At 34.8% G+C, this 12,387-nt stretch carries 10 protein-coding genes; 1 reads left to right on the forward strand and 9 read right to left on the reverse strand.

From position 1 onward, the window contains the following. The 6 genes from ENLAB_RS08580 to ENLAB_RS08605 form a co-directional block, all read right to left on the reverse strand. The gene (locus ENLAB_RS08580; protein ID WP_195266377.1) at positions 1-870 is read right to left on the reverse strand and encodes an AraC family transcriptional regulator; all 870 of its coding nucleotides are present in this window, start codon (positions 868-870) and stop codon (positions 1-3) included. A gap of 1,257 nt (positions 871-2,127) precedes the next feature. Next, entirely contained in the window at positions 2,128-3,438 is a 1,311-nt protein-coding gene (locus tag ENLAB_RS08585; RefSeq protein ID WP_081119363.1) for an alpha-glucosidase/alpha-galactosidase, read from the reverse strand. A gap of 70 nt (positions 3,439-3,508) precedes the next feature. After that, entirely contained in the window at positions 3,509-4,120 is a 612-nt protein-coding gene (locus ENLAB_RS08590) for a YesL family protein (RefSeq protein ID WP_244350713.1), read from the reverse strand. A gap of 21 nt (positions 4,121-4,141) precedes the next feature. Further along, a complete protein-coding gene (locus tag ENLAB_RS08595) occupies positions 4,142-4,975 on the reverse strand; it encodes a carbohydrate ABC transporter permease (protein ID WP_081119365.1) in 834 nt (277 codons plus the stop codon). Beyond that, positions 4,965-5,834, reverse strand: a complete 870-nt coding sequence (locus tag ENLAB_RS08600; RefSeq protein ID WP_005233036.1) for a carbohydrate ABC transporter permease — start codon at positions 5,832-5,834, stop codon at positions 4,965-4,967. Before ENLAB_RS08600 ends, ENLAB_RS08595 begins: the two co-directional genes overlap by 11 nt. Positions 5,835-5,863: 29 nt before the next feature. Continuing rightward, entirely contained in the window at positions 5,864-7,171 is a 1,308-nt protein-coding gene (locus ENLAB_RS08605) for an ABC transporter substrate-binding protein (RefSeq protein ID WP_244350714.1), read from the reverse strand. Between the two features lie 557 nt (positions 7,172-7,728). Between ENLAB_RS08605 and ENLAB_RS08610 the strand changes: the two genes are divergently transcribed. Further along, complete coding sequence (locus ENLAB_RS08610; RefSeq protein WP_244350715.1) at positions 7,729-8,172, forward strand: helix-turn-helix domain-containing protein; 444 nt, start codon at positions 7,729-7,731, stop codon at positions 8,170-8,172. A 304-nt stretch (positions 8,173-8,476) separates the two neighbouring features. Here the strand turns inward: ENLAB_RS08610 and ENLAB_RS08615 are convergent, their stop codons facing one another. Genes ENLAB_RS08615 through ENLAB_RS08625 form a run of 3 tightly spaced genes read right to left on the reverse strand, consistent with a single transcriptional unit; the run spans position 8,477 to position 12,364 of the window. Then, a complete protein-coding gene (locus ENLAB_RS08615; RefSeq protein ID WP_244350716.1) occupies positions 8,477-9,244 on the reverse strand; it encodes a DUF4160 domain-containing protein in 768 nt (255 codons plus the stop codon). An 8-nt stretch (positions 9,245-9,252) separates the two neighbouring features. Next, the gene (locus tag ENLAB_RS08620) at positions 9,253-10,320 is read right to left on the reverse strand and encodes an AAA family ATPase (RefSeq protein ID WP_244350718.1); all 1,068 of its coding nucleotides are present in this window, start codon (positions 10,318-10,320) and stop codon (positions 9,253-9,255) included. After that, positions 10,310-12,364 carry a DUF262 domain-containing protein gene (locus ENLAB_RS08625; protein WP_244350719.1) on the reverse strand — a complete coding sequence of 685 codons (2,055 nt, stop codon included), beginning with the start codon at positions 12,362-12,364 and terminating at the stop codon, positions 10,310-10,312. Before ENLAB_RS08625 ends, ENLAB_RS08620 begins: the two co-directional genes overlap by 11 nt. Positions 12,365-12,387: the final 23 nt, after the last annotated feature.

The raw sequence follows: 12,387 nt of genomic DNA on the forward strand, positions 1-12,387 counted from the left end.
CTAACTCCTCTTGGCTCTTAAGTTTTTTAATTGGTATTGTTTTGGTGACTCAGCTTGTATCTCTTTAAACTTTTTAATATAGCTAGATTCATCACGATAACCAATTTTTTCCGAAACTTGTTTCACAGAGTATCCTTGTTCCAATAATTCTCGTGATTTCATAATTCGCATATAGATTAAATATTGATTTGGGGTCATCCCAAGTGCATTTTTAAATGCGCGAATAATCGTTGATTTACTGATAAAAAACCGTTCACTCAATTCGTCCAGAGTCATTTCATTCATGTATTCTTCTTTAAGAAAAGAAACAATCTCAGAAATTGTTTGGTAATGCTCATACGATATTGGTTTATGTAGCTTCTCATTAGAATAAACGATTTTATTCAATAGAATAAGTAACTCAGTTAACTTCAATTTTAGATGCAAAAGTTCAAACGGTTTTTCTCGCTCTTGGTCACATCGAATCATTTCCTCATAAAGGTTAGTGACTTTAAGACTTTGATCTGAAGTCAACTCGAGACAGTCGACTTTTTGTTTCTTAGAAAATATTTCTAAAAGAAAAGGAAAACTGGTTGTGAATTCTTCAATAAAGCTGGGCTTGAACAAAACAAAATAGCGTTCATACAATTTGCTACGATCAATCGAGACTCGATGGAGTTCTTCTGAACTAAATAGAGCAACTGTACCAGCATCCGCATCAAATTTTCGTTCATCAATCTGATACGTTGTGCTATTTGTTAATGTAAAATGAATTTCAAACCCGTCATGAAAATGCGGCTTATCCATAAAATGAATCCTGTCTATTTTGTGCATTACTACTAAATCATTTTCAATCAGTACCTTATCAACGTTTTCAGTATCTAATCTCATGTTCTCACCTCACTGACAAGATGATTGTAACCGATTTCTCTATGAAATTGTATACGTTTCCATTCAATAAATCGGGCAATATTGTCATAAAAGATAGAATTTGGCACGATTTTAATTATTAATAAATAATTTGATGATAGAGAATAACGTATGTTTCTTATACTAATTGAGCGGATCAAACCCTCTTGATAATCCTCCAAACCAAAATTTTTGAATAGCCATTCTTATACGGAAAATACTGAGAAGAACGTGCGTGATTTAAGCGTATCTGGCTTAAATGATGATCGCCATTCAAATCAAACTGTCAGAAAGCATTGGCTACTAAATAGAGAAATAGAGGACTCTATCATTTATCGGGCTGATGAATCATAATTGTCGCTGTACCATTTTTGCGCATCGTAAGAAATAAAAAAGCCGCGCGTTTCTACGCGTGGCCGAGATAACATGAACGATAAAAACTCCTTTCAATACACGAATAGGGGTTACCAACCACATATCAGATCGAAAGGAATTTTTTAATGTCTAACAACGATAAACGTTTAGGACATACAAGGTAGAGTTGTAACGTTCCCCTTGTTTTTACGGGTGGCTATTTACTATAGCTATAAAAAACGTATCGTTCTCTAGGTTGAGTAAATTACTACAAAATAAAAATCGAGGTCTTACGAGTATTACATTCCACTATTTTAGATTTGAACGAAATGGTCAAAAATGAGTATTACCAGCCGTTTTTAGATTTACATTCAACCATTTTAGATTTGAACCCCGCATCTACTACACGTTGAAATAATAGGCTTTATAAGTCTGTTTCTGTCGATGTCCAAAATCAAGAGTGATTAATCTCCTCAAATAACATTATATATCAAAAGAAGCTTATATTCTAAGTACTTTTCGTCATCTGTCGTAACTAGGGGAAATCGGGATTATTCGACATCGACAGACGAATCATTTAAAGCATTCTGTCATCAATTTTGAACTAACGATGCCACCACACTTGTTTTCGTATCTTTTCAGATTAGTATTAAAAGAAAGATTCGGTCTAAATTTCTCAGGTCTTCTATTGAACGACTTTTTGTGTTGAATCATTTTCTACGCAAGGACAAAAATATTTCATTAACTAGGTGAATATCTTTGTGCCATAATTCCTAGTATAACAACAAAAAAGAAGTGAAACCCAAAAATTATTTTACAATTTTTGAGTTCGCTTCTTTTTATAAACTTCCAGTGACATAACAATAGACTAAAGCCGAACTTTCTCTATTTGTACTCTGGTAAATAACCTGCATGGGCTTCAATTAATTCATCCACTAGGCAAGTAATTGCTTCTAGCGAGAGTTCTGAAGAGAGATGCGGATCTAGGTAAGCTGCTTGATAGATTTTCGACCGGTTCAATGTCAATGCAGCTTCGACTGTTAATTCTTGTACGTTGATGTTTGTTCGATTTAACGCTGCTAACTGGGTAGGCAGTTGACCTACATAGGTTGGTTGAATGCCGTTCTTGTCCACTAAACAGGGGACTTCAACACAGCAGTCTTCAGGAAGATTGGTTATGAGGCCTTTATTCAAAACATTCCCTGCTATAACAGAAGGAGTACCAGTTACAATTGAATCCATAATGTATGAAGCATATTCATTACTGCGAGTATGGGTTAATTCCCCATTCATAACAATACTTTCCCTCATCTGATTCCAGTCACTAATTTGATTTTCACAGCGGCGCAAATACTCATCTAGCGGAATATCGAAACTATCGATTAATTCTGGGTACAAATTTTTAATAAAGTAAGGATGATATTCTGCATTGTGTTCACTGGATTCTGTGATGTAATAGCCAAAACGTTTCATCAGTTCAAAACGCACCGAATCTTGATGAGGATGTGGTTTTGCTGCTGCTAGTTCTCTGATTGTTGGATAAAAATCTTTCCCGTCTTTTGTCAATTCCAGTAAAAAAGCCATATGGTTGATCCCGGCGATCTTCCATTGAAATTCGTCAGCATTATATTGTTCTGAAATCCCCAGTTGCTTAAACAACTCTGACACACAAACTTGCACACTATGACAGAGTCCAACAGCTTTAATCTTCGTTCCTTTCAAAATACCCATCGTCAACATCGCCATTGGATTGGTGTAATTTAATAACCAAGCTTGAGGGCAGACCTCCTCCATTTCTCTTGCAAACTCTAGCATCACTGGCAATGTCCGTAGGGCGCGGAAAATCCCACCGATCCCCATGGTATCACCAATGGTTTGTCTTAGACCGTATTTTTTGGGAATCTCAAAATCAATCACTGTAGATGGCTGGTAGCCACCTACTTGGATTGCATTGATGACAAAATCTGCACCGGTTAAAGCTTCTTTGCGATTCTGATAGGTTCGGATTTTTGCCCGATCATGATTGGCATTTTTATTGATCGTTCTCAACATTAGCTCTGATTCTCTAAGCCGCTGTTCATTGATATCGTATAATGCAATATCAGCCTCAGATAAACTTGGGGTCAGCATCGCATCCCCTAACACATTTTTTGCAAATATCGTACTTCCTGCACCAATAAATGTAATTTTAACCATATACTTGCTCCTCTCAATCTCTTCCATATTTTCTCGAAAAATCAATCTTCTATTTTCCTATTGGCAACATTTACTCCATCGATTGTTTGTCTATTTTTATCTGTAGCAAGACATAATTTTTCAACACTAGATACATTGATACACTTCCAGAAAAGAACAACAGAAACATCGGAAAAAGAAACCCTATACACGCTATGAGAATAAGCAAAGCCAAGACCTTAGCTGTTTGAACTGGAAATGCCAGTGCAAAGCATCCTGCTGAAAAAAAGGTCTGATACATCGATCTTCCCCAATAAACACTGATAGGAAACACATAGACAAGCATGGATAAAGTACCAATAATCGCTAATAGTATGGGAATGCGTAAACCGATAAACAGCGGCTCTTCGGAGGTTAAAACTATGTGAAAATTGATCCCTAAGCTGCCGAGAATCAACCAACAGATGCATCCTAATTTATTACTACGAAAAAATACTTTTTTATAGCAACTAAAGAAGTCCTGCGCTGTCCATTCGGTTTCACCATCAACGATGAAGCTCTTTAACAGAATGAAGCTAGTCATCGTAGCTGGAAAAAATCCAAAGAGACCAACCCCTAAAAGGGTAAACCCTAACCAGAGAATGTTGAGGTACGCAAATTTCATTACCCACTCTAGATACTGTGCCAGTTGATTGATTTTCACTTATTAATCATCCTTTTTTATCTATCCCTTGATCCCTGTCAATGTGATTCCTTCGATAATATAGCGTTGGGCAAACAAATAGACCAGAATAATTGGAATCACCGAAATCGTGGCACCTGCCATCATGTAAGACCAATTTGTCACATAGAGTCCTTTAAAGTTATTTAGCAACAAAGGAACCGTGAATTTTTCAGGCGTTGAAAGATAAATCAATGCATCCATGAAGTTATTGTACGTGCTCATAAAGATAAAGATCGTCATGGCTGCAAGCGCCGGTTTGATCAATGGTAATATGACACTCCAATAAATACGCGGGATGCTCGCACCATCCATCACTGCCGCCTCTTCTAATTCTTTGGGGATTCCTCGAATAAATTGTCTCAATAAAAAAACTGCAAAGGCGTTAAATAAAGCACCAGGAATGATCAATGGCAAATGCGTGTTTAACCAGCCTAACTTGTCCATAATCAAATACAATGGAATCATGGTGACTTGCTTAGGAATCATCATTGTCGCTAAAAATAGCAGAAACAGAGCCTCGGAACCTTTGAATTTCAATTTTGCAAAAGCATAAGCAGCCATCGATCCAGTGAAAAGCTGACTAACAACGACGATGATCGTAATGTAGAAGCTGTTCCAATAGGCGCGACCAAAAGGCATCGCTTGCAATGAATCGAGGTAATTTTGCCAGACAATCGGATTCGGGAACCAAACAGGTGGTATTGCAAAAATCTGTGTCATATTTTTTAAGGAACTGCCGATCGTCCAGAGAAAAGGAAAGACCATCAAAAAAGAACCGATTGCTAGTAATCCGTGTAAGCACAATTTGCCTACGCTAATTTTCTTATTCTTCATAATGAACCCACCTTTTTTGCGCATAAAATTGAATCAATGTAAGAACCAAAATCGCTACAAACAGGATAACCGCGCCTGCTGCACTTGACCCAAAGCGAAAATCAATAAAGGCCTGCTGATAAATGTGATAAACAAGTGTATAACTGGCTTTCCCCGGACCACCTCGAGTAAGAACAAACGCTTGGTCAAACACTTGAAACGAACTAATGATCGCCATAATGGATAGAAAGAATGTCGTTGGTGAAAGCATCGGTAAGGTGATTTTAAAAAATTGCTGCAACTTACTGGCACCATCCATTTCCGCGGCTTCATAATAGGATTTGGAGATATTTTGAATACCTGCTAAAAAAATTACCATGTTGTACCCTAGTTGCCACCAGATGCTTAACATAGCGATAGATAGCATCACGATCCGAGTGTCCGTCAGCCAATTAGGTCCTTGGATGCCGATCATCCCCAATACCTGATTCAATATCCCAATATCACCATTTAAAATCCACATCCACATGACGGACACAGAGACTGAGCTTGTCACAACCGGCATGAAAAAGAACAATCGATACACATTTTTTCCAGTACGTTTATTCAAAACGACCGCTAATACCAGCGCCAAACTCAGACCGATCGGAACAGTGAATAAGGTATAGAGCAATGTATTGTATGTTGCTGTCCAAAAATCAGGATTGGCAAATTGATTGATATAATTCTGAATCCCTACAAACGTCCGAGCACCAAATCCATCCCATGACATGAAGCTCAAGCCAATTGCTATTGCCACTGGAATCAGAGAAAAAATGATGAGCCCCACTAATTGTGGCGTTAGAAATAACCAGGCCCATTTTGTTGTGCTTTTCCTCATCCTACCACCTCCTCATCTAATAAATATTGCTACGGTTGATTGGCTTCGATCAATTCATTGGCTGTTTTTTCCAAGCGTACTACAGCTTCATCAAGATCTAACTGCCCTAAGAAGAGTAGATCCAGAATACTTTCTAATTGATCACTTAGTCCTGGAACCAATGCCTGTTTATCTTCTACTTTACCGATATCTCTTGCATCGATTAAATAGTTGGCATGCTCAGGTATCGTGGCATTTTCAATGATGTCATCTGCTGTCGTCACAGAAGGAACAGCATTCCCCTCATCTTCTAACCGATCCCGTTGTCCTTGCTCCGAAGTATAGTAGGATAGAAAGCGCAACGCTTCTTCTTTATTTTTTGAATGATCACCTACCGCTAAATACGCGGTTGCAATAAAGCTAGGCTCGATTTGTTCACCTGTGTTAGTAGGATATGGAATGTAATCAAATTCTAATGCCTCATTTTCGCTGAACATTGGTGTAAACCACCGTCCCGCTGACACAAAGGCTGTTTGGTTGGACATAAACATGGCGTCCCCACCTTGCCCCTCTGGCAAAGCCCCTGCATAGGTGAAATTCCCGTCAACTACATTTTTCGTCAAATAAGCAAAGGTTTCTATTCCTCGTTCATTTTCAGGTAAAATAAACGAACCATCGTCCCCATACATTTCTCCACCATTTGACCACAACCAACTGAAGTAGTGATGTGCACCATTTTCTAGGACATGACCATATTTTCCATTAGCAGTGACCGTCTCATTTATCTTTTGGAAATTATCCCAAGTCCAATTTCCAGATTCATATAATTTTTGCGGTTCGTTAGGATCAAGTCCTGCTTCTTCTAGCACTTTTTTGTTGTAATACAACAACATTGGATTGGAATCGACAGAAACACCGTAGATTTGCTCCCCTCTTCGAGCAGGTCCCCAGATTCCTGAGGCAAAGTCATCAACTTTGACATAGCTATCCTCTGATTCCAAGAAATCTGTTAATTCAATCAATCGTCCAGTCGCAATCAGTTGCGCCATTTGTACCTCCCCTACATAAAATAAGTCAGGAGCTTGACTTCCTTGCAACTGCGTGAGTAATTGCTGCGCATACGTATCCCCAGGAGCAGGAATAAGTTCGATGGATACGTTTTCATTTTGTTTCATATAGGCATCAATCGCTCGCTGATATACTTCTTGCTCTGCTGGATTTCCCCAGGCTGTCATGGTTAGCGAAACTTTCCCATCATTGCTATTAGACTCACCATGATTTGATTCATTGGAACAAGCAGATAGAAACAGGATACTGACAAAACAAACTACCCCTAGTAAATACAATCTTTTTCTCACATAAATTCCTCCTTATAATTGTTTGGTTGAAAATCAACTAAAGCCTAAGCCTTTCTCGCAAACTTTGTCTGGAAATCAAGTGGTAACGTTTATAAAATTCCTCCTTTCTCTTTCACTTACTATGATCGATCAAAGTTTTATCATTGGTGCTGTTAGGAAAGTCTTAGGTGTGTGATGAAACTCTTCTCCAGTTCGTGACTATGAGCATATTCTATTGAACTTTACCTTGATCATGAAGTTCCTTGGTAAGTTTAAAAATTAGTGTTGTATATGGACTTGCATTATCTGATTGATTTGACAACTCATGATAAAAAAGTAACTGGCAACAGCTGATTCCCATGGAAATAGATTGATCGAATGTATTTCTCAGCACATAGTCTCATTTCTATTTTCAACCTATAACAGGTTTAATTAAATACGTATCTATTTTGTATACAACTCATCTTATCACAACAAAATAGATATTTAAAGATTAAAATCTATTTTATATACAAAACATACCTATTTTGTATTCTGTGATACGCTTTTATAAAACAGGTATGAGAGGTGCAGAATTTATGTCCCAACAAGAGAACTTATACGAACCCTCAAGAATAGGGGAAAATGTGGTTAATCTCAGAGAAAGTAAAAATTATTCTCAAGCGCATCTGGCAAAGCTAATGAACCTTAATAAAAATGTTCTTGGTAGAATTGAACGAGGCGAGCGACCGTTAAGAGATACCGAGATTTTAAAACTAGCAGAAATATTTCATGTGTCTACAGATTTAATTCTTGATAATCAAACCGAAGCTATCCCTGATTTACAAAAGAATTTCTTAGACTATCGAAATAGCAGTCAAAAAGATATTTCTAAACAAATGGCAAAGTTTCTTGATTTCCTAAAAAAAGAACCTAACTTAACCTTCTCAGGAAAGGTGCTTTCTAGTGAAGAGCGAAAGAACATCACTACGGCGTTTGAAGTGACGAGTCGTTTGATTAGTGAACAGTTATCTCGAAAATAATATAGTGATCTCGTTGCATAAGACGATTTGAGAAGATTTTGTAAGAAGTAGGATGCCAATACATAAAAAAATAAGAAGTACTCAAGGATATTTCTTGGGTACTTCTTATTTTTTATGCTTCGTCATAGCTATTTTTATATTATTGTGTATTCAAATAAAATATTTTGAACAACTTTCTTGATTCTGATCAAAATATACTAAATTAATATTCTTAATCCTTCCACTTACTGAAAAATTTTTAATCGATTGTATTTTTGTTTTTCATCCATATACTCTGATTAAACTAGAATTCTATTTAAAATACCTAGTCAATATTAAGGAGTTTATCTGGATGTTTTTTGTTCCATAAATGAATAATATATTCTTTGTTTTGCTCCGCCCATTCTTGCAAATCTTTAAGGTGTGTTTGTCTTTGTAAACTACCTACCACTACTTCGAAATTAGGAATGCTGATTGAAGCTTTATAATCCCCTTTTATAACATGAAAATGCGGTACATTATGATGATCTTCATTCTGATACATTTTAAATGTATATTGTAAAGGTATTAATACAGTACTCTTATTGAGAGGATTTCTTACAATAAAGAGTTCTTGTTTCAAATCCTCTATATTAAAAATTGACCTAACAATAATTTCTTGATTATTTTTATAAATTTTAATATATTCTTCGCTAAAATTTGAATTTGAAAATGAATACACTAAACGGTCTCTTTCCGAAGCTTCAAATAGACAGCATAATTTTTCTATCTCCAATTCGTACGTGTATGTAGCATTTGCATCAATTTTTGATTCATTTTCTTCATCCCAAAAAGGTTTAGAAAAAAATCTTTTTTTTAAAGCCATTAATAAATAAGAAACAACGGGATTTCCCTTCTGATGTAGAAAATCATTGAAACTTTTATTTACTGTTACTTTTCGTTGATAAAAATCAGTTTTCTTATATAAAACTAGATTCCTTTCATCACAATATTTTAAAAAAGGTATTAAATTATCTCTAATATATTGTTCAAATTCTTTAAACGATGTATATTGCCCATTTAGTGACAGATCATTTATTAAAATATCTACCATATAATCTCCTATAATCCTATCATTTTTAAAAGATCATTTTCAAATTGATCAAATAAGTCCTCTTTAGGATTTAGAACTTCTCCCCCTTCACCAACTACAATCTCCTGATTTATCGTTTCATAGTTTTTATTTAGTGAAATAAAATTTATTGAAACTAAGTCTTTGAAATGCTTCTCTTTTGATATTTCTACTCTCGTAGCATTAAACACATGATCACTATGAGTCTCAATAAATAGTTGCCGACCATTTTTTGCAATATGAAAAAGAAATTCACTTAATTTTGACTGAGCTTTTGGATGTAAATGTAATTCGGGATTTTCTATAACTAATATATCTTCTTTGTTACTAGCTAAACACATAATAATTATACTGATAATATAACTATTTCCTGACCCAACATTTTTAGGTCTACTATATTTACCACTCAAGTTTGGAGCATCAGATAATTCATTTTTATACTCAAGCTTTATTACGTCTGTTTGAGGAACTTCATTAACATTTACTTGTATGTTCATAATTTTTTTGAGCCAAAAATTTAACTGATATTGCAGAGTCAAAGCATCACTATCAATGATTAAATCTTTATCTATAATATCGCTTTTATGATTGAATAAATAGTCAATACTATATCTTCCATCAATCCCAAAGTCATCAAAGCTATCCATATTTCGAGGATAGAGATCCATCCCGCTTATTCTATTAGCAGAGATGTAATGAATCTTCTTGTTTCTATAATGTAAGTAATTCATATTCTCTTGCTCAATATTGCTATCGTTAGAAACAAACACTTTTTCATCTTCATCTATAGTTAATGTCAGCTGACAATCATTCATCTGCGCTATGATTTTAATATCTTCCCTACTTCCTGTGTTCCTTACTTCATTAAAAGTACCTAATTGAACCCACGGTCCATTGAGAGCATATTGCCCATCTATAGATTGAGAAAGAACGAGCAAGGCTTGTAGTATACTGGATTTACCTGATGAATTTGTTCCAACAAATAAATTCAAGTTTGTTAAATCTAGTTCCATATTTCTTATACTTTTAAAAGAATTAATTCCAAGTTTATTTAGCATCATTTAGCTCCTTCAAAATATCATTAACCATGCCAAAGCGTTTTTTTATTTTTGGTAAATTATCTCTGTAACTTCCTATACTATCTTGATAGTTTTCATCATCAAGCAACTCCGCAATCCGCTCTCGAAGAAAAATTATATTATCAGGTGTTTTTAAATCAACTCGCACCATTAAAAACATTAATGTTTCAAAGATGTTCATATTAATAGGCGGTCTTCTACCATTTCTCCTTCTTTTTAGCCTAAATGCATCTTTTCCCAATACTTGAATTGCATTTTTTAAACCCTTGTAACAAAGAGTCTCATATTGTTTAATTACATTCTTGTCAAAAGTATTTAAGCATTCCATACTTTTACCTAATAATTCATCTGGACTATTCTTGTACTCAAACTTACCATTTTCAATTTGGTTTGAAAAATATAGTTCAAAAGAAATATAACGAAGTAAAATATACCTATCTTGCATTCTTTTATTTTTTTCAAAAGCTTGATCTGTGGCTTCACCAAAGAGTGGATTTTCACATACTTTGTTCAGTAACTTTGTAGAATTCCCTTGATATAATGCATTCCTAATTTCTTGTTTATTTAACTGTGTACCAGCTCTATTTACTCGATCAAAAATATGAAATTTAATTTGGTCGTCAGTTGGTGGTAATATGACATGGGCTTGTAACTGATAATCCTCAATTCGAGTTTGAAGTGTCATATTTAAATCAGAGAAACGACATCCATTGTACTTTTTCATAACCTTCATTTTATTGAGGAGGTACTTGTTATCTATAAATTCAAATAAAGCCGTTAGTCGTTGTCTACCATCGACAACAATCAAATTTCCATATTTATCTTCATTGAAATAGAAAATTGGTAACGGAATACCCATCAATATACTTTCAATTAGTTCTACTTTTTGATCCAATTTCCAGACCGCGTTTCTCTGAAAATCACTATCTAGTTTAAGCTTGTTATTTCTATCATACTTTCTTTTTAATTCGTAGACTGTATAAAAACCTTTATCTACTCGAATTTCAGTATTATAATCCAATCTGTCATCGAAACTAGTATAATCTGAATCAGTTTTTAGTTCTTGATCTATTTCGTCATCACTCTCTAAAGGTTCCAGATCGCTACTCGGCAAAGCACTATCACTCAAAGGTTCTGCACTTTCATGAAAATCAGTAATTTGTTCACCTAGTATAGGAACATACCCCTTAGCCATTCTTAAAATATCTTCATCGAAAAGTTCTGTCAGGCTAGTTTCATATTCAGAATAGTTATCCAATATTGCTCTTATTATAGATATACATGCTTTTAAAGGTACACGATTAATTGCCTGATTTGGAACACCTTTTGTCGAAGGACCAATGTTAATAACATCTTTGACTAATGGATAATAATAAAAATCGTCAGGTTTCATATGATGGGTTAATAGCAACTTCAATTCGATCAATATTTTATAATTATTCTTTTTGTATTTTAAATCAAATGGTTCTTTAATAACTTTAGCAATGCCCACTAGACCATTTTCCCATGGTTTGCGGTCACCACCTAATACTACAAAAATTATGTCTCCTAAAGATAAAGTATCAGCATACCAATTCAACCCATCTATCTCAATAATATTCCTGTTATCCAGGATATCATAAGCCGCCTTCTCATTACTTGTTTTGATACTAAAAATATTATATAGTTTTTTATTTATGTTTATCTTGTTATTTTCCAGTTCTTTTAATGAAAGCTCAATAGATGTAACCAATTTTTTCATCTCATCAGGTGCTAAGTCTTTATACTTTGTAAAAATGTTAAATAAACTTTTGTTAGAACTCTCAAGTGGCCTTTGATGATAACCTTTTCGACCATTATCAAAATACGGATCGAAAGAATCTGTCCATTGCCGTATTGTTGCTTCTTTGATTCCAGAGACTTTACTTAATTCACGGTACTTTTTTGTAATATGATTTCGATCTTTATCTGTAGATTTCAAACTAGCATAATACATACACATAATCTGTACTTTTTCTCTTAAATCTAAAATGTTATCAACCAATTTTTTTCACCTCGTTATTTTCT

It is taken from the genome of Enterococcus innesii (assembly GCF_022846515.1).
Classification (GTDB): Bacteria; Bacillota; Bacilli; order Lactobacillales; family Enterococcaceae; genus Enterococcus_D; species Enterococcus_D innesii.

What these genes read in the sequence shown, in the direction of transcription:
- ENLAB_RS08580 (WP_195266377.1), bottom strand. Translation starts at nt 870, where the DNA reads ATGAGATTAGATACTGAAAACGTTGATAAGGTACTGATTGAAAATGAT.
- ENLAB_RS08585 (WP_081119363.1), bottom strand. Translation starts at nt 3,438, where the DNA reads ATGGTTAAAATTACATTTATTGGTGCAGGAAGTACGATATTTGCAAAA.
- ENLAB_RS08595 (WP_081119365.1), bottom strand. Translation starts at nt 4,975, where the DNA reads ATGAAGAATAAGAAAATTAGCGTAGGCAAATTGTGCTTACACGGATTA.
- ENLAB_RS08600 (WP_005233036.1), bottom strand. Translation starts at nt 5,834, where the DNA reads ATGAGGAAAAGCACAACAAAATGGGCCTGGTTATTTCTAACGCCACAA.
- ENLAB_RS08610 (WP_244350715.1), top strand. Translation starts at nt 7,729, where the DNA reads ATGTCCCAACAAGAGAACTTATACGAACCCTCAAGAATAGGGGAAAAT.
- ENLAB_RS08615 (WP_244350716.1), bottom strand. Translation starts at nt 9,244, where the DNA reads ATGGTAGATATTTTAATAAATGATCTGTCACTAAATGGGCAATATACA.
- ENLAB_RS08620 (WP_244350718.1), bottom strand. Translation starts at nt 10,320, where the DNA reads ATGCTAAATAAACTTGGAATTAATTCTTTTAAAAGTATAAGAAATATG.